The sequence below is a fragment of the Stieleria sp. JC731 genome, from assembly GCF_020966635.1.
In the GTDB taxonomy this organism is placed as follows: domain Bacteria; phylum Planctomycetota; class Planctomycetia; order Pirellulales; family Pirellulaceae; genus Stieleria.
In genome coordinates this window covers 301,659-320,600 of record NZ_JAJKFQ010000011.1, presented here as the reverse complement: position 1 = coordinate 320,600, position 18,942 = coordinate 301,659, and the positions used below count along the sequence as shown (strand labels likewise).

General features: G+C 54.4%; 12 protein-coding genes. 7 read left to right on the top strand and 5 right to left on the bottom strand.

The window, feature by feature from the left end; translation table 11 throughout:
• Window positions 1-181 precede the first annotated feature (181 nt).
• Window positions 182-397, top strand: a complete 216-nt coding sequence (locus tag LOC67_RS18210; RefSeq protein ID WP_230264105.1) for a SlyX family protein — start codon at window positions 182-184, stop codon at window positions 395-397.
• Between the two features lie 36 nt (window positions 398-433).
• Here the strand turns inward: LOC67_RS18210 and LOC67_RS18205 are convergent, their stop codons facing one another.
• Complete coding sequence (locus LOC67_RS18205) at window positions 434-2,857, bottom strand: hypothetical protein (RefSeq protein ID WP_230264104.1); 2,424 nt, start codon at window positions 2,855-2,857, stop codon at window positions 434-436.
• Window positions 2,858-3,420: 563 nt separating this feature from the next.
• Here LOC67_RS18205 and LOC67_RS18200 point away from each other — a divergent pair.
• The 5 genes from LOC67_RS18200 (at window position 3,421) to LOC67_RS18180 (ending at window position 11,755) form a co-directional block, all read left to right on the top strand.
• Window positions 3,421-5,328, top strand: coding sequence for an OPT family oligopeptide transporter (locus LOC67_RS18200; protein WP_230264103.1), 1,908 nt, complete (start codon window positions 3,421-3,423; stop codon window positions 5,326-5,328).
• 162 nt (window positions 5,329-5,490) lie between these two features.
• Window positions 5,491-6,105, top strand: coding sequence for a DUF1080 domain-containing protein (locus tag LOC67_RS18195; RefSeq protein ID WP_230264102.1), 615 nt, complete (start codon window positions 5,491-5,493; stop codon window positions 6,103-6,105).
• Window positions 6,106-6,255: 150 nt separating this feature from the next.
• Window positions 6,256-8,064: a sulfatase gene (locus LOC67_RS18190; RefSeq protein WP_230264101.1), complete on the top strand. Its 1,809-nt coding sequence runs from the start codon at window positions 6,256-6,258 to the stop codon at window positions 8,062-8,064.
• Window positions 8,065-8,771: 707 nt separating this feature from the next.
• Window positions 8,772-9,383, top strand: a complete 612-nt coding sequence (locus LOC67_RS18185) for an RNA polymerase sigma factor (RefSeq protein ID WP_230264100.1) — start codon at window positions 8,772-8,774, stop codon at window positions 9,381-9,383.
• Entirely contained in the window at window positions 9,383-11,755 is a 2,373-nt protein-coding gene (locus tag LOC67_RS18180; protein ID WP_230264099.1) for a WD40 repeat domain-containing serine/threonine protein kinase, read from the top strand. The genes LOC67_RS18185 and LOC67_RS18180 overlap by 1 nt, the downstream gene beginning before the upstream one ends.
• 74 nt (window positions 11,756-11,829) lie before the next feature.
• Here the strand turns inward: LOC67_RS18180 and rsgA are convergent, their stop codons facing one another.
• The 4 genes from rsgA to LOC67_RS27630 all read right to left on the bottom strand — a co-directional run bounded on the left by rsgA (window position 11,830) and on the right by LOC67_RS27630 (window position 16,484).
• Entirely contained in the window at window positions 11,830-12,981 is a 1,152-nt protein-coding gene (gene rsgA, locus LOC67_RS18175) for a ribosome small subunit-dependent GTPase A (protein WP_230264097.1), read from the bottom strand.
• 79 nt (window positions 12,982-13,060) lie between these two features.
• Complete coding sequence (locus LOC67_RS18170; protein WP_230264095.1) at window positions 13,061-14,479, bottom strand: phytoene desaturase family protein; 1,419 nt, start codon at window positions 14,477-14,479, stop codon at window positions 13,061-13,063.
• Between the two features lie 151 nt (window positions 14,480-14,630).
• Window positions 14,631-14,891, bottom strand: a complete 261-nt coding sequence (locus LOC67_RS18165) for an acyl carrier protein (protein ID WP_230264093.1) — start codon at window positions 14,889-14,891, stop codon at window positions 14,631-14,633.
• A 333-nt stretch (window positions 14,892-15,224) separates the two neighbouring features.
• Complete coding sequence (locus tag LOC67_RS27630) at window positions 15,225-16,484, bottom strand: beta-ketoacyl-[acyl-carrier-protein] synthase family protein (RefSeq protein ID WP_230264091.1); 1,260 nt, start codon at window positions 16,482-16,484, stop codon at window positions 15,225-15,227.
• 318 nt (window positions 16,485-16,802) lie between these two features.
• Here LOC67_RS27630 and LOC67_RS18155 point away from each other — a divergent pair, with 318 nt between their 5' ends.
• Window positions 16,803-18,917 carry a prenyltransferase/squalene oxidase repeat-containing protein gene (locus LOC67_RS18155; protein WP_230264090.1) on the top strand — a complete coding sequence of 705 codons (2,115 nt, stop codon included), beginning with the start codon at window positions 16,803-16,805 and terminating at the stop codon, window positions 18,915-18,917.
• Window positions 18,918-18,942: the final 25 nt, after the last annotated feature.

Here is an 18,942-nt window from a genome sequence, read left to right as displayed (position 1 = left end):
CGGGAAGCAACACGATCGCAGATCGACACAGTAACGATTCTACGCGATCACAGACCGCTGTTGGTAGTTGGCTGCCGTTGGCTGCTGGCCACCGATGGTATCCGTTAGCAACGAGATGCTTCGTCGACGGAATTATCCATCCGCTGCAAAAATTCCGACATAGCAATGACACTGGGTACAAATGCCGAACAACAATGAAAGACTGGTCGAAGTCGAAACACAATTGGCGCACTTACAGCGTCAGTACGACGAACTAAATCAAGTCGTCGTTGACCAATCTCGCTATATCGACCGACTTACGAGACAGATTCTTAAGTGGGAACAAGAACTCGATCGAGTTAAAAGTGCGGTCGATCCACAGATTAATATGACGGACGAGAAGCCGCCGCACTATTGAACCCGGGATTTCCATCGCGAGTTGCCACCGACGACACTATTCCAACGTAATCGGAATCGATGGATGCATGCGACTGTAGCTTTCGATGCCCTCGACAGTTACATCGGTCGCACCAAGATGAAACCAATTCAGTTTTGGGGCCTTCCCAAAATTCACCAGCGCGCGATCGTCAATCATTGACGAAAACACCTGCAGCGATTGCGTCTGCTGAAGATCGATTGGCTGACTGACCGCACTGAGATTGAACTTGCAATCGACAAAGGTCAGGTAAGTCGGCAGCTGCCCTAACATCGAAATTGCCTGCTGATCGATGCTGCCATGCTGCACTTCCACCGACTTGATGCGACAGTCAGAACAGTCAATGCCTTGCGTATTGAACTCGGGCGTTATCAAGAAGACAGATTCTAAGCGTGGCAACTCGGCAAGTTTCCTGAACAGGTTTTCGTCGACAATAACGTCTGTCAGCCAGATCCGCTCAAGGCACTTCAGCTCGGATAGGTAACTCGACACCGGGCGGCGTTGACAATCAAAATGCAGGTCTACAAGCCCGTGAAAGCGAGACAATTCTTGCATCGCTTCGTCACCGACGTATCCGTTGTCCGCATGAAATGTCCACAGCAGCGAGTCACCTTCCATTTCCCCTAGCGCGGCTGGATCGACGTCGTAGTCCTCATTCTCATCCGACGCGACTCCGAGCCAACGCAATTCTTCAAGGCACCATGTTCTGACATTTTTTCGGCTGAATGCCGTTTGCTCGATCGCTGCTCGGCTGGCACGCCCCGTCCACGCCTCGCCAAACTGGTTGGCCAAAGCGGTCGGCAAGAACAAGCCTTCTTCATCGAGATGCCATAGTCCGACAACGACTTGACCGCCGGTGGTCCGGACATCTTCGATCATCTTTTGGCGTGCCAACATTCGTTTCACACCGACGTTGTAACCGGCAAACATGACTGCGACAGCTGCGGCACCACAAAGCATCGTACGAATTGTGATCCGAGCATCGTGAAACAAAATCATCTGGAATACGATCCAGAGCAGACCGAACACTCCGGTCACCATGAAAGTCACGCCAAACGACATCCACCCGGGAGGCAGCGTACATAACATTCCGAACGTTGCTGTTACAACGATTCCGAGCGTTCCGAAAAAGGTTCGGTGCGTTGCGCAAAACTTTCGAATCGATGCTCCCATTTTGGTTCGCCAGACAAACCAGACGCAAACCAAAATCATGATCAACAAGCTTGCCCCGCCGTAGGTGATGACACTGGTCCCAACGATGCCCAGATAGTCATCAGATTGGAAAACTCGCTGCGGAGTCGTCGTCAGTATTTCCGGAGGCGTGTAAGGTTTAACGAGTGCAGGCGGCGGGTTTTGGTGCACTTGCAAGATCGCTGACTGATCGGAATAGACCGATGCCTGATGAAACTGATCGTCCAGCTCGTACGATGCTCGGGTGACCTGATAGTCGTTTCGAAAATTGACAGTCAAATCGGCCTGCTTCGGAAACCATCGTCCCCCTTGATCGGTTTGGAATGTGTTCGTTTTTGCGAGTCGCTTTTCCCACAACGTGCCAGTGACTTGCGTCGCAAATTCTTTGCAAATCGGAATCATGCCGCGGTCCTGCGCAAAGCTGACCGAACAACGAACGATTTGTCCGTCCCGTTTCATGACGGTCCGCCAATCGACACGGGAACATGGATGTCCATCAACATCACATTGTTGAACTTCGATCGGCCCGATGACAAACCCGGACCGAAACGCGCTGTCCATTAAACCTGAATCGAACATCCATTCGATCGACGGGCCGAAGCTGCTGCTGCAAAGTGCAACGTGCGGGCAAGAGAATTCGAACGGTTCTTCAAATGCACCAAGCACCATCTCTTTCGGTCCGTTGACCAATCCGAACGTGCTGCGGATCCGTGCGAGCGTTCCGTCAAACGTACATCTCAATCGACGATCTTCTGGCAGCACACGTTCGGTTCGATATCGATCACCATGCCGGAGAATCCGGTCTTGTAAAGTCAACTGCGGATCACACGATCCCCAATCCAGTTTTGCAATGGATTCGACGTCGATATCGCTCACATCGCCATAGTTGACCAGGGTCCTGACCAATCCCCATTGGTCATATTGCTTTGCCGTATTTGCAAGTTTGACTGTCAGTTCAGCAAACAACTGCTGGTCCAGCTCCGTTTTAAACACACGAGCATGCTCTGCGAACGGCAGCAAGATTGCCGTCGATGATGATGCCGAATCACCCGGAGAGACTGTAGATACGGATGCCCCAGGAGGCATTCTCGGGATTGGCTGATCGATTGATGCGACAAGCTCACGCTCTTCGCCAACGGCTGCTTGCTGACCGAGAATCAATAACCCTTGTATTAACAACAACCCAATGGCGTATTGCTTGACGCAGTTTCGCATAGGCTCGGCTCCTGCAGGCGTGATTGACGATCGCATGTCGTGGCTTCGCAGCGAAATCAATGTACCCGATCGCGGAGTGCCGTGGGGAATCCAGAACCCTCAAATTAGCGACACAATTTAACCAGCAGCCCCCTTATCGCAACGATCCGCAGTGATTCACAGCCTTACCAGAAGTGGCATTTGCCTCTCACCGATCGCTGGACAGTTTGTTTGAGAAGCCTGAAGTGGCGTATGGCTTCGCCAGGCCACAGAGTCGACAGCACCGACGAAGAAACGACAGGGGGAATGAAATCCAAACCAACATCGATCCTAAAATGGCATTACCGATGCTTCGTTTTCTTGGTGAAGATCGCACCGCCTTCGGGTGCTTTTGAGTGAAAAATTGAAGCCTATGGAAAGAGCAAATCTGTTTTCGACCTGCATCTCAATGCAACGGTTGGCTGTCTCGTTATATTATCCGCCCAGCCGTAGTTGCCTTCGCTGATGATAGGACGATAGCTCCAGCTGCTTATCTCATCGAAGTCGCTCCGCACTGATCCGCCTCGAACGGATGCGTCCGCCACAGCTCGCGCGTCCCAATAACCAACGCAGCTTTTGACATGTCTGAATCGACTCCCAGCATTTCCCCCAACGCCGCCGATACGGACACGCGTTCGGAACTAACAGTTCGAGCGATCGTGTTGGGACTCGTCCTTTCGGTCGTTATGGGTGCGGCCAACGTTTACGTCGGTCTCAAAGCCGGCATGACCGTGTCGGCATCGATTCCGGCTGCGGTGATGGCAATGCTGTTGTTCAAGCTGATGTTCAAACGATCCAGCATTCTTGAAGCAAACCAAGTTCAAACTTGCGCATCAGCTGGCGAATCGTTGGCTGCCGGTATCATCTTTACCATGCCGGCAATGATTTTGATCGGCCACTGGCAGGACTTCGACTTCTGGACTGTGTCGATCGTGGCGTTGACCGGTGGTCTTCTCGGGATCTTGTTCATGATTCCGATGCGACGTGTTTTCGTCGCCAACAATTCAGATTTGCCGTATCCCGAGGGCATCGCATGTGCTGCGGTTCTTGAGGCCGGCGAATCCGGTCAGCAAGGTGCCGCGCAGCGTTTGATCGCGGGTGGGGTATTGGGCGGCCTATTTAAGGTTATTGCCGGCTACTTCGGAATGTTGACCGAGACGCTGCAGGCTGCAGCCTCCACCGGAAGCCGTATCTTTTATTTCGGCGGCGACCTTTCGCCCATGCTTGTCGCGGTGGGTTTTATCGTTCGTCTGAACGTCGCGATTTTGATTTTTATTGGCGGCACACTTGGCTGGCTAATCGGGATCCCATTGCTTGGTGGGGCTTTGGAATCGGAAACGGCAATCGATGGCGCATGGCGAATTTGGAGCACCGAAGTCCGCTACGTCGGTGTTGGGGCGATGGTCGTTGGCGGCCTAAGCTCTCTTATTGCGGTCCGATCCGGCTTGAAAGCCGCCGTGGTGGAACTGTGGGGCGGATTCGACAAAAACAAAGATGCCCCTTTGGCTGGCGAAAGAGACATTCCGTCGGGAGTGATAGTGACGCTCGCGCTAGTTTGCATCGGGATGTTGGCGTTCATCAACTATCGCTTTACGGGATCGGCAGGCGTGACCGCCTTGTCGACAGTCGTCATGCTCGCAATGGGATTTTTCTTTACCGCCGTCGCTAGCTACATCGTTGGACTCGTCGGAAACTCCAACAGCCCCGTTTCGGGAATGACAATCACAGCGGTACTGGTCGCCGGTGGCATGCTGTGGCTCTACGGATCCAGTGGAACCGAAGCGATGGTTTCGACGCTTGGCATCGCTGCGATCGTGTGCTGTGTTGCCTGCACCAGCGGCGACGTTTGCAACGATTTGAAAACAGGATCGCTCGTCGGTGCAGCTCCGTTTCGCCAACAGATCATGCAAATCGCCGGTGTCTCGATCGCGGCGTTTGTCATGGCCCCCGTACTAACGTTGCTTCACGAGAACACCGAAGGCGGAATCGGCGGGCCGAACCTGTCTGCACCACAAGCGAGCTTATTCGCGTCGCTCGCCAAAGGCTTTTCCGGCGAAGCGACACTGCCGTGGAACTTGATTGGTGCTGGCGCGGCCGTCGGCTGCATCATCTTGGTGATCGACGAAATCATGAAACGCAAATCGAACTATCGGGCTCATTTGATGCCGATCGCTGTCGGGATGTACTTGCCCTTCGGTTTGGCCACACCGATCCTTATCGGCGGTTTGATCGCGTACTTCGCAACCCGAGGAAAACCGAAGGACCGACACGATAAAGTTCTGCATGGCGGGATTCTGTTTTCCTCTGGCGTGATTGCCGGTGAAGCGTTAACCGCGGTCGGCTTGGCAGGACTTGCGGCAATCGGATACGCCTCGATGGAACTGGAAATCGGAGCGACCCTGAAAACGGCACTTTCCGTCGTGGTCGCACTATTGATCGTCGCCTCGTTCGCGTGGATGACTCGGCCTTCTGACCAAGAATCCAGCTAAGCATCTAAATGAATAGGCTTGTTCATCTGGCTTAAGTTGCCTGAATTAAGCTGAAGTCTCCAGCGTGCCGCGTCCGCCAAGGATAGAATGAATCACCTTGAATCAATTCATGGTATTCATCACCCCAGTTAGACAAAGCCCGCGGACGGAGGCGGAACCTCGATGCCATTACGACGAATCACTAAAACTATCGCCAGCCTCGTCGCTTGCGTGGTTCTAGCTACACCTTCATACGCCGAAGAAACCCCTGTCTTCGATGGCAAAACGCTGGCAGGCTGGACAGCCAAACCGGCCGAAGACACCAGCGGCCACTGGAAAGTCGATGACGGCATGATCATTGCCGAAAACCCAAACGAAAAAGGTTCCGTTCTCTGGACCGATAAATCGTACACCGACTACGAATTGGAACTGGAATACCAGACTCCGTCAGAATACTACGACACCGGTGTGATGCTTCGTGGCGACGGGCACCAAGTCCAAATCGGTATCTCCGGTAGCCTGAAAAAGGATATGACCGGCTGCATCTACGCGCCCAAAGATAAACGCGGAAGCTACCCAGCCCAAAGCGACAAGATCGCCCAAGTCCACCGTGTTGGTCAATGGAACCACATCCGGATCGTGCTGAAAGACAAACGCATTCAAACGTTTCTCAATGGAGAACCGTTTGTGGATTACACCGGAATCGCAATCAACGACAAAGGTCCGGTGGGACTGCAATTGCATGCCGGCCATCACATGCTCGTTCGTTTTCGAAACTTGAAACTGACTGAGCTGTAGTTTCGACACCGGCTGTCACTGCAACACAACAAGCTGCGACGCCAATACCTTCATCACGAATCGACTTTTCGACATAGCGGCCAGCGATTCACCTGATCGCAACGCTTGCCGGATTTTCCCGCCTCCGCATCACTCCCACCCCATTTGCAAATGCGTTACTTCATCGCTTTGGTTCTTGCGACATCGGCGTCGATATTTTGTTACGCCGGTGACGCACAGAAATCTAGCCCGAACCTGCTGCTGATCACCGTCGACGACATGAGTTGTGATTCGGTCGGCAAGTTCGGCTGCAAGTTGGAAGGCACGACGCCCAATATTGATGCTTTGGCAGAATCAGGACTGCGATACCACTACGCCCATGTCCAAGTGGGCAACTGCTTTCCGTCACGAAATGTCATGTGGTCGGGCCGCTATCCGCACAACACGGGAGTCGAAGGGTTTTACCAAGTCCGTGATGCGGATCACCCGCACTTGGTCGACTTGATGAAAAAGGGCGGCTACTACGTTGCGATCCGCGGCAAAGTCTCGCATAGCACACCGTACCAACCGTATGGCTGGGATGATGACCTGACCATCTTGGACGGCGAGCAACAAGACATGAAAAACCCCGAGTCGTACTATCGATCCACAAGCCGTGGAATTGAGAATGCGGCCAAAGCAGACAAGCCATTCTGTTTAAACATCAATATCTCCGACCCTCACAAGCCTTTCTATGGTATGGGCAAGCGAGGAGATCAGACAGAAGATCCTAATGTTCCCTCGCGAGTCTTCACTGCGGATGAAGTTCCGATCCCGGGCTTCCTCTTCGACCATCCAGATGTCCGCCAAGAACTTGCGCACTATTACTCTTCGGTTCGTCGCGCCGATGACTGTGTCGGCCAAATCATGAAGGCGTTAAACGAGTCCGGTTTGCAAGACAACACCGTGATTGTGTTTCTGTCCGATCACGGGATGCCATTGCCATTTGCAAAAACGGCACTGTGGCACCATAGCACCAGGACCCCGTTGATCGTGCGCTGGCCGGGCGTCACTAAAGCAGACGCGGTCGACCGTGAACACATGGTTTCCGCAGTCGACTTGTTGCCAACAATTGTTGATATCGCTGGTTTGCCCCAACCCGGCGGATTCGATGGCCGCAGTTTCGCACCGACATTGCGAGGTGAACATCAAGACAACCGCGACATCGTTTACAAAGTCTACAACGAAAACTCAGGTGCCAACCGCAGCCCAATGCGGGGCGTTCAATCCAAACGTTTTGGATACCTGTTCAACGCTTGGCCTGACGGAAAGCGAGTTTTCAAAACCGCGACAACCGGCACGATGACCTATCGCGCGATGGTCAAACTCGCTCCGACCGATCCGGAAATCGCAAAACGGCTGGACTTTTTCCAGCATGGTGTCCGTGAAGAATTTTATGACTACGAGAACGATCCTGATGCGTTGGTCAACCTAATCGACGATCCGCGATACCAGAAAGAAATCGCCGAACACCGCGCGGCGATGCGTCGTCAGATGGAGCAAAGCGGCGACCACATGCTGCAAGCCTTTGAAAACCGCACCGATGATGCCTTGGTCAGCGAGTACGTCGATCGCAAACAAGCCGAAGCGGACGCTCGACGATCCAAACGCAATACCAACGCGAAAGTGAAACAGGATCGATCACTTTTCCGTTGGAATGTCGGTCAGGGAGCCAAGGCCGGTGAAGACTTTGTGATTTCGATTCGGCATAAGCTACCCAAAGCATTAGGCGAACAAAGTTTTCACGTGACGATCAAGGACGATTCGGGTCAACGGATCGAGAGGATCGTAAAGGAAGCGTCCGGCGAAGGAAAACTGGAATTCACATTCAAAATTCCAGCATCGATGTCAGGCAAGAAAATTTCGGCAGCCGCATTCGTTGGAAAAGAGTTTCAGCAAAACCGTTTGTACCTGACCAAAGGCGATATCCAGGTAAAGTAGGTACGCGTTTGAGGTCGTGGCAGTTGGCGGTAACAGTCAACCGCGGCTAGCGCCAACGCGGCTCATTGAAAAACAACCGAACCGCCTCGGCTTCGCTCCAATCCATGAGCCGATACGCGCTAGCGTCGGTTGTCCTCAAATACCTGATCCGCAACCTATCAGCCGAAACGCGTTAGCGTCGGTTACACACCAAAATCTAAACCGATACGGGTTAGCGTCGGTTATCTGCTCAGCCAACCGGTCTGCTTCCCCCCAATGACTTACAAACCTCAATGGGACTGCGTCGGTCTGTCGCAACACCGACAATTCATCGATCAACTGTCGCGACGGCAAAACCTTCGCGTTCCCGACTGCCGATTTTAGAGCGACCACCAGGGCTTTGGATCACTCGCCTATCCCGCTACATCGACCGAAAACTCGTGGAAACTGGGGACTCTAGGAGGATGCCAGTCCCACGATCGATGCAATAAAGTTCGCAAAAGCGGTGACACCCAGTGTCATTTCGGCCAACCAGCGACATATGGATCGGAATAATGCAAATGCTGGTGAAAGGTCCGCCGACGGTCGAAGTATTCCTAGACGAAGCGAAAGCCCCAGTGCCTGGACTGGATTGGTCGGTATAATTTCGATGTTATCGCTCGCTCGGATCGTTAGGTTGCCGAAGAGGCTCACCGAGTTTGCGAACCTCGAGCCGAGATGACTATAGGGTGGCCGATTCCCCAGTCACACGCGCGACGCTGCTAATGCGATTGCGTGACGCGAACGATTACGAAGCGTGGGAGGATTTCCTGCGCGATTATGGTCCGATGTTGTACCGGTTTGTGCGCAGTCGTGGGCTTCAAGACGCGGATGCTGCGGACATCGTTCAGGACGTGTTTCGACGCGTGGGGATGGCAATCGGGAAATTGGAATACGACAAAGAAAAGGGTGGGTTTCGGGCGTGGTTATTCACGATCACACGAAACCGCTTATACACCTACTTCGAAAAACAAAAACGATCGGCCGGCAACACTGCCAACGACACTGCACAGCTTGAACTGCTGACGCAGGCCGCCGACGAACGCAATGAGCTGGCAGAGCAGTGGGAACTGGAACATCTGCGGACCCTCGCGGCATCGGCCATGAAAACCATCGAAGAAAGCTCGGATCCCAAAACCTGGTCAGCGTTCCGCATGACCGCTGTCGAGGGCCGTTCGGCTGCCGACGCCGCCGAGGAACTGTCGATGACGACCGGCGCGATCTATGTCGCAAAAAGCCGAGTGACCGCCAGGTTGCGTGCAGAGATTAAGAAAATTCAAACCGACGAAGGGGACTTCTAATGAGCGTCTCCGAATGCCCCTCCAAGCAAGACCTAGAAGCGCTCGTCAACGGGCAGCTCTCTTCTGAACTGACCGAATCGACCACCGAGCATGTTGGCGCGTGCACACGTTGCCAATCCGCAATTGAGCAGGTCGCAATCGGCGAATTGCAACGCGAAGTCGACGTCCCAATCGAAGCATTGGTTGGAGAGCAGGTCACGGCGCTCCCGCCGAGTGACTCCGCCTATTGGAAAGCCGTCAGCAATATCTCGATGCAGTTCGATCCGGATCCAAGTGTTGATTCGCAATACAGCGCGGATTCGCAATACACCGAACGTGTTCATGACACTTCGGTGGAATTGCAGAAATCGACCGGGTCGGAATCGTCAGGTTCGGGCGAAGTCGATCCCGGCCCGACGATCGAAACGCCCGCGGTGAACTTGCCCTTTTTGAAGCCATCGGACGACCCGGCCTACATCGGAAAGCTCAAACACTTTGAAGTCGCACGAGTGATCGGCCGTGGCGGCATGGGAATCGTCTTGGAAGCCTTTGATACGCAATTGCAGCGAACCGTTGCGATCAAGGTCCTCAATCCCGAGTACGACAAAAACGACTTAGCCCGCCAACGGTTCTGCCGCGAGGCACGTGCGGCGGCGGCGATTTCGCATGAACATGTCGTCGCGATGCATAACGTGGCCAAAGAAGACGACGGCGGAATCGCCTTCTTGGTCATGCAGTACATCGAAGGCGAAACGCTTGAAAAACGCCTCACCCAATCGAAGCCGCTACCCCCGATCGAAGCAGCTCGAATCGCAATGCAGATCGCCGCCGGGTTGGCCGCGGCACATGAACGCGACATGGTTCACCGTGACATTAAACCGGCGAATATCCTGCTGGAAAAATCGTCCAATCGAGTCAAGCTGACCGACTTCGGTCTTGCTCGGGCAACCGACGATGTCCGGTTAACCAAGACGGGCATGGTCACAGGCACGCCGCTTTATATGTCGCCCGAACAGGCCACCGGGGCGGGGACCGATGAACGCAGCGACCTGTTTTCGCTCGGTGCGGTGATGTACGAAATGCTGACAGGCAAGTCGGCTTTCGAAGCCCCTTCGATTGTCGGTGTCATGAAAAGGATCATGGACGAAACACCACCGAGTCCCACGAAGCTGAACTCGGCTGTCTGCGGTCCACTTTCCGAATTGACCATGGCTTTGCTGGAGAAGTCACCTCAACGTCGACCGGAATCGGCTGCTTTCGTCGCGCAAACGCTTGCCGAAATCGTTTCGTCGATCTCACCGATCTCACCGCTTCATGTCCCTTCAATCGCGTCGACAACGACGAAGAAAGTTCGCCGCAGCGGTACCCACCGCCTCGTTTCCAAAAACACACTGCGCGCCGCTTGGGGAGCTGGCCTAGTTGGGGTACTGAGCCTGATTTTGGCGATCGCTTTCTGGGCAAACGGCGGTGTCAGTTCAGTTGAAACGACCGGACCGACGTTCCCATCGACGGTTTTAGCTGGTAATCCAGGCACCGTTTGGTCGGTGGACTTTACGCCTAACGGTGACAAGGTAGCGGCCGCAATCGAAGACGGCAGCGTCCGTCTTTGGGATGTCGCCAGTCAGAAGGTTCTACGCAGCTTTGATGCCCACAAAGGCATCGCCTGGACCATCCAGTTCCACCCCAACGGCCAATTGGTTGCGACAAGTGGTGACGACGGAATGGTCAAGCTTTGGAACGCCGAAACGCTTGAATCAGAAATCGAATGGCAAGCTGGATCGGCGGTTCGAAAAATCGCCTTTTCACCAAATGGCGATCGAATTGCAGCTGGCGACAGAAAAGGCGTTGTTCATATCTGGGATGTCAATACAGGCGACGAAATCGCAACCGTTGCCCAGGAAGGTTCGATCTTCTCCATCGCTTGGTCGGCCGATGGCAAGCACATCGCGACCGGCGGCAGCGACAAAGAGGTCCGTGTCTTTGACGCCGAAACCCTGGAAACACGCCAAACAATGCACGGCCACCCGGGACCGATTTACGATCTCGCATTCGCTCCTAAAGGCGACATGCTGGCGACCGTGGGATGGGGCAAAGCGATGTTCATGTGGAATATCGCAACCGGCGAACTGGAAACAGAACTGATTGACGAAACCGGAGGCGACAACTGGAGCGTGTCCTTCTGTGCCGACGGTTCGCATGCCGTTGTCGCTGGTAATGACGGCAAGTGCCGCATCTGGGACATTGCTACCAACGAACTGGCCGCATCATTGACCGGTCACGCTTCAGCGGTCCACAACGTTTCCCTTGACTCGACGCGATACCAGATCGCGACAAGTGGGCGTGACGGCACGGTCCGTGTGTGGGACCTAAATGGCATCGATGACGTCAAGTAAACCGCGATACCTCAGGCCGGAAGACACACTCGAATCACCTGCATGATTGGAGTGACAGATGCGAAGGCGGTTACTTACGACCGCCCTAGCAACAAGTCTTCTTCAAGAAGGTGGCAGTACGAATCGTATCGCCGTGGGTCCACTTTGCCATCGGCGACTGCATCTTTGACCGCGCAACCGTCTTCGTTCAGGTGCAGACAATTGGCGTACCGACAGTGACCAACGTGCGGTCGCAGATCTGGCATCAAGCCAGCGACCTCTTCCGCTGTGATATCCCAAAGTTGAAACTGTCGAATTCCAGGCGTATCAAAGACCGCGCCGATTGGATCATTTTCTAGCGGTATCAATGTGGACGTCGTTGTCGTATGGCGTCCCTTTTGGTTGTCTTGACTGACAGCCGCAACGGCCAAACCGAGGCCAGGCTGAACAGCATTGAGCAAACTGCTTTTGCCGACACCACTTTGCCCTGACAATGCGGTTTGTTTTCCACGCAGCAACTCACGTAGGTAATCGATGTTGATGCGTTGCTCTGCACTTGTCAGCAGGACTCTGAAACCAAGCGAAGCGTAGACGCCAATCATCGGCTGCAACTGACGACAATCGACCAGATCGCATTTGTTAATCACGATCACCGGATTGACGTCGCATTGCTGCGCGGTCAGCAAAAACCGATCAACCAACGCCGGTTTTAAAGACGGCTCTGCGGCACTGGTGACGATCAACAAGTGGTCGACATTTGCCGCGATAATGTGCTGCTGGCCGCGACTTTGTCGGCTGATCACGCCGTGTCTTGGCGCGACAAACTCGATCATCCCGGTTCGATCGCTTTCGGCACGAAACTTGACTCGATCCCCAGCGACAACGGTTCCGCGGCCTTCAATGCTGATCGACTTCAGGACCTGGCGAATCGCACAGTCAAATCGACGACCATCATCGGCCAAGACGGTGTTGCTTAGTCCATGGGCACAGATGACACGACCGTCGATCAGTGAGGCGTTGGCTTCGCTGTCGGCCGCAGTTGGCATTTCTGAGTTAGCCCCAGAGACAGTCCGCTTGCGAGTCAACTCGCCCTTGCCGCTGACCCGTTCGTTTTTGACCGCATCGGCAAGCGATTCGGTTTCGCCCGAATTGAACTGACGCGTCAAGTCTCCATCACGGACCCGCCCCTGGTACCGCTTTCGAAACTGAACGCGTGATTGCTTACTTTTAGACCGCTTCTTCGCCATACTGATAGTGTAGCGTCAAACCAAGTTTTCGCGGCAGTCCAAGAACGGAATCAATCGCCGCACAACTTCGAAACTGTTTTTAGGGCATCAAACAATGGCGATTGGCCATGCTGATGCCACTGACGATCGCACCGACAATCCCGACAAATCCTTGGTCGGTACCGCAAAGAAAGACGTTGGGAAGGTGCGTCGTCCCATCGAGCTGTTTATCGGGAGCACCATAAACAGCACCGTTGTCGTGCCAAGTAAAGCGCCGAATCGTTTTCGGGGTAAAGACATCGGTGTCCACCACGTACTGACGAAAGTCCGGCATGAAGCGTACCGACGAACCGACTGCCGCATCGTATTGACGGACCTTTTCGGCCGCGTATCGATCATCACCGAGATTGCACCAACGGTCGTGATTGGCAAGTGTGGTGATCCGAATCACACCATCTGGCAGCTCGCCTTCATCGGAATCATAGATGTAGTTATTGGGCGAGCAGATCACACCTGTCCTTGCGTCACAAAGCTCGTCGTCTGGGCGTCGCCAATGGAACTTGTCGCTATCGTTGTAAAACACAATGGTGCGATCAAATCCAAACGATTGCGGCATGCGGTCGAGAATGGAAATCGATTCGATGAACGACAGCTTTCCAGCTTTGGCAACCTCGACCTCGGTGATGTCATCACACAGTCGCATGGTTTCGACATTTCCCGCAGACGACAAAATTCGGTTCGCGGTCAACTCGGTCCCGTCATCCAGAACGACACCGACCGCTCGACCGTTGTCGACATGAATTCTTGACACACCGCTACGCAGCTTCAGCTCACCGCCGAGTCCGCGAAACTTCCGCACCAGATTTTTCAGAATGACCCGGACGCCTTTGAATGGCCTTCCAAAGCCTTCCAAGTAACAGGCTCTAAACATGATGCAAAACTGCCCGAAATCCATGTCGTCTTCGCGAGCATTGCCGTACCACATCAATGGGCAAAGCAACATCTCGATCAGCAGTGGCTCGCTAATATGTTCGGCCATGACGTCGCGTGCCGAGCGCATAAACCGCTCGTCACCGCCATCCATATCGGAATAGTCGAGCAAAGATTCGCAAAGTGAACGATAGCCGTCGATTTGATCGGGGAACCGTTCGGCGATTTCGCTTTCCAGCAGTTCAGCGTCGTTGCTGAAGTCTAGCGACACACCGGGAAAGCGGATTGATGACCCGACTTGCTCGGCAAGCTTGAAGTCTTCCCAGCTAAATCGCAGTTGACGGATGAGCTTGGCCAATGGTCCGCGTTTGGAACCTTTACGCGCGAAGTTTGTCATCGCATGTAGGCCGACGTCATAATCACGGCCACCCATTCGGTAGAACGAATTCAGGCCACCGATGGTGTAATGCCGCTCAAGAATGCAGACGCGTTGATCATAGTGAGCGAGTCGAATCCCCGCGGCCAGCCCGCTCATGCCGGCGCCAATGATGATCGTATCGTAGTGCTGATTGCCGCTTGTTTCGGTCACAGCAGATTGCGGGGGTAAGTGCAGAAAGGTGAAAGGCAGAGCTGTTGTTCGGCAATGCTGCTTATCGGCAATGCCTCGATCTCGACAACGTCTTGCCCGCGTTCTGCATCAAAACGCGAGCTGTCGGCTCGCGTGTCCGAACCGGTTGGTTTTAGGATTTGACGATGTCACGCATCTTGGGCTCAAGGTACTCAACCGTCGAGCTCATGCTAGCGAGTGCGCCGTAATCTTCTTCGGGGATCTGAACTCGGTGTCGCTTGCGAAGCTCCATCACGATGTCCAGAAAGTCCATGCTGTCCAATTCGAGTTGTTCACGAAAGGCAACATCATCCTTCAAATCATCCAGATCATCGTCCGGCGAAATGTCTTCGAGGATGTCAATGATTTCTTCGCGGATTTCGGCTGGCGTCATGTCTAGCTGGAGATTGGTAAAACGCGGAGGTCTGGATGTCAAAACGGGGAGTGTACCGGTTTCTTGGCAGAAATCGAAGTGCCCGCCAGTCCAGAATTTCGGGCATTCTCGCCCCGTGTCGCGATGATGTCACAGAATTGTAACGGGCATGCAAAGTGCCCCCGCTGGTGAGCGGATCGAATTCCCAAAACACTCGGGCGTTCACCACCGGCAGCTTGCGCCGATGGCAATCGAGTCGATCCGCCGAGGGCGGAAGAAGCCGCAGCTTGGGCGCCGTCGAGCGTCAGAGAACAACACATACGCTGAAGACAGCTGCGACAGCTAGTTTTTCCGCTAAACCCGACCGATGATGACGACCGAGTTGATTCCCAACATGCCGAACGAATTGTTCAAGATGTAGTCAACCTTGCGGCCATCCTGAGCCTCATTGAGCACCAGTCCAGGTAGCGCACAGTTCTCGTCCAGCTCATCGACGTTGATCGTCGGATGCACCACACCGTCTTGGAACGCGGGTAGATTGCCAGCAAGCTCCAGTGCACCGGCAGCCCCCATCGCGTGTCCGATATAGCTTTTGGTGTTATTGATTCGGACGTTTTCACTTTCGCCGAACACGCTCCGCAGTGCCGAGCATTCCTGGGCGTCGCCGCTGCTGGTCCCGGTCGCATGGGTGCTGACGATATCGATCTGATCGGCCTGCAGCCCGGCCCGCTTCAGAGCCAGCTGCACACATTCGGCTTGACGTTCTGGGTTGGGCAAAACGAAGTCGGTCGCGTCGGTGTTCATCGCATAACCAACCAGTTCGCCGTAAATTTCGGCCCCGCGACGTTTCGCATCGCTCAGACGTTCGAGCGTGTAAATGCAGCCGCCTTCGGCAACAACGATTCCACTGCGGGCAACGTCAAACGGACGAGAAGCCTTGGTTGGATCCTCGTGCCGCGCCAAAGCGTTTTGGCTGTTGAAACTGGCAAAGATCCCGAAGGTATGAATGCTTTCGCTGGTCCCACCGGCAAGCGCCACATCGCACTCGTTCAGACGCAGCATTTGCGCCCCTTGAATCAACCCTGCGTTGCCTGCCGCACATGCAGCCCCGATGGTGTAGTGGGGGCCGGTCACGCCCAGATTGAGCGCAATCTCGCCTGCCGGATTGTTCGCAACGGTACGAGGGTTGTGGTGATGCGACCAACAGCTCGTGTCGTAGTCAAAGCCTTTGATGATGTAGATTTCATTTTCGGTTTCGACATTGCCGTGCTCGGTCACCCCGACATAGATCCCGACACGTGACTTATCGGTATTTTCCCAGTCGATTCCCGAGTGATTGATCGCTTCGTTAGCTGCGTAGACCCCGACGCTACCGGCACGCGTTCCGCGGCGGACGTCTTTCTTGGTCTGATAGCGACGCGTATCAAAATCGCAGATTCCGGCCAAGGTTTTGCCGAAATAACGAATCTCATAAGGCTGAACGCCACTGCGATTTTCCAGCAACGCCTCACGATAGCTTTGCCAATCGTTGCCGTTGGGTGAAGTCAGCCCGATACCGGTGATGACGATTCGCTGTTCATCAGGAAGCTGCGAAGCAAGGTTTGGTGCGATCACGTTGATTGATTGCTAATCGATTGGGGAATTTGGCCCGCAGAAGCGATACTTGTTCAGCTGACCAAGCGTCGCAATGACGTTAACAGTTCTGGGCGAAAAGCAACTCAGAGCCTAACAATTTCAATTCTGGCCTTCAATGGTCCGCAATTGGCAATCGATAGTCCAGCGAGCCTTCGCAAGTTATCCTGACGCGGCATTCAAAACCGCGTTGAATTGTGCGATTGGGGCAAATGAATGACCGAATCCCATCTCGCCAACTGCACGGGACGTCCCGCTGCGTTCTCTCCCCCCAATTGATCCCACCGGACCCAATTCGTTTTGAACGATTTCGCTTCCCAGATTACCAACGTTCGACAACAGGCCCGGCAAACCCTGGATCAATTGCGCCAGCAGTTGATCAACGAGCGAAACGAACGAGGCCATTGGACGGGAACGCTTTCGCCTAGCTCGTTATCGACGGCAACCGCCGTTAGTGCGATGTGTGCGGTCCTATCGGACTCATCAGCGCCCCCCTCGATCGATTCGACAAAGCTTCGATCGCAAGTTGAAATGGGACTTCGCTATCTGGTCGGGCAGCAAAACGATGACGGCGGCTTTGGTGACACCGATCGCAGCCATTCGAATATTGCGACCAGTTATCTGGTTTTGTCAGCAGCGACACTCGCCGAGCAACATGGACTCAAGTCACTTTCCGCTGACCAGAAATCCCGCTTGAACGACTACCTGGATCGATCGGGTCGTCTTGAAGGGCTGCGCCGCCGCTACGGAAAAGACAAAACGTTTGTCGTTCCGATCATGAACAACATGGCGATTGCGGGTTTAATTTCCTGGGACGAAGTCGCGGCGTTGCCATTCGAGGCCGCCGTCTTCCCGCAGTCAATGTACCGATTCTTGCAAATGCCGGTCGTCAGTTATGCGATCCCCGCACTGGTCGCCATCGGCCAAGCGCGGCACTTCCTGGGCAAACGAGCTTTCGCGCCAATCCGTATGATTCGATCCTTGTCGGTTGAGCGAACGTTGCACGTGCTGCGAAAAATGCAGCCCGAAAGCGGCGGCTACCTCGAAGCGACGCCACTGACCGCGTTTGTTGTCATGAGCCTTGCAGCGACGGGACGCAGCAGGCTTGATGTCGTCGAATCTGGACTGCGATTTCTCAATGAGTCCATGCTGGACGATGGCAGCTGGCCAATCGATACGAACCTCGCGACCTGGGTGACATCGCTTTCAGTTCACGCCTTGTCTTCTGATCCCGAGGACGACTGCAGCTGGTACAGCGACGGACTACTGGACTGGCATCTGTCCTGCCAGCACCGTGTCCGCCACCCATTTACGGGCGCTGAACCGGGTGGATGGGGATGGACAGATTTATCCGGTGCAGTTCCCGACAGCGATGACACTCCCGCAGCCATCCTGGCACTGACAAAAATGCGTGAACATTGCGTCCGCGAAAACGCAAGCGAGCAGCGTTTGAGGAAAATCGATTCCGCGATCGAAATGGGAATCGGTTGGCTGCTCCGCCTGCAAAATCGCAATGGTGGATGGCCCACGTTTTGTCGCGGCTGGGGAAAACTACCGTTTGACCGCAGCAGCACCGACCTGACGGCGCACGCGATTCGCGCCATCAAAGCTGCCGCGGCCGCCGATAATGTGTCAGCGGATTCAAACGAGACCGTGAAGGCAATTTCCCAAGGCATTCGCTTCCTGAATCGACAACAGCAGCCTGACGGATCGTGGCTGCCACTCTGGTTTGGAAACCAAGATCGAGACGACGAATCGAATCCGATTTACGGTACAGCGAAAGTCCTCGCTTGCGGCGAAGGATCCGCAGAAAACCGAAACCAAGCCACCAAATACCTCGTGGCTTCGCAAAATGTCGACGGTGGCTGGGGTGGCGGTCGTTCACTGGTGGAAAAGATCCATCGCCTGGCCGACAACAATCGCCCCCCCCACCACACGGAATCCTCAAGCGACCGCTCTGAAGCGTCAAAAACCAGCTTCGACGGAATCAAAGTGTCGTCAAACCTGTGTAGCAGCGTAGAAGAAACCGCCTTGGCAGTCGAAGCCCTTTCGATGGTGATCTGGCAACGGAGATTGTGCGAAAACGTCACGTCCTCACGCTTTGGGCGGTCCCAATTTCACGGCGAGGTGTTAGAACAAGATCAACAGGCGGTAAATGATCCCGTGGAACCATCCCCAAAGGCCGGGGACGCCGCCGCTGGGAATGACGAGGTCATGGAGGCTATACTACGGGGAGTCGATTTTTTGGTCCAAAGCGTCCGCGACCGCAGGCACGAGTTTGCTTGGCCGATCGGATTTTATTTTGCCAAGCTCTGGTACCACGAACGACTGTACCCACTGATCTTTGCGACGACCGCCTTGGGAAAATTCCTACGCGCGAGCGACGCAAACGTCTCCCCCGACTGGCCACACTGATTCGGCAAACGAAATTGCTTGCCAA

Excerpts from the sequence above, each read along its gene's own strand:
- LOC67_RS18190 (WP_230264101.1), top strand. The coding sequence starts at position 6,256 with ATGCGTTACTTCATCGCTTTGGTTCTTGCGACATCGGCGTCGATATTT.
- LOC67_RS18210 (WP_230264105.1), top strand. The coding sequence starts at position 182 with ATGCCGAACAACAATGAAAGACTGGTCGAAGTCGAAACACAATTGGCG.
- LOC67_RS18180 (WP_230264099.1), top strand. The coding sequence starts at position 9,383 with ATGAGCGTCTCCGAATGCCCCTCCAAGCAAGACCTAGAAGCGCTCGTC.
- LOC67_RS18205 (WP_230264104.1), bottom strand. The coding sequence starts at position 2,857 with ATGCGATCGTCAATCACGCCTGCAGGAGCCGAGCCTATGCGAAACTGC.
- LOC67_RS18165 (WP_230264093.1), bottom strand. The coding sequence starts at position 14,891 with ATGACGCCAGCCGAAATCCGCGAAGAAATCATTGACATCCTCGAAGAC.
- LOC67_RS18195 (WP_230264102.1), top strand. The coding sequence starts at position 5,491 with ATGCCATTACGACGAATCACTAAAACTATCGCCAGCCTCGTCGCTTGC.
- LOC67_RS18200 (WP_230264103.1), top strand. The coding sequence starts at position 3,421 with ATGTCTGAATCGACTCCCAGCATTTCCCCCAACGCCGCCGATACGGAC.
- rsgA (WP_230264097.1), bottom strand. The coding sequence starts at position 12,981 with ATGGCGAAGAAGCGGTCTAAAAGTAAGCAATCACGCGTTCAGTTTCGA.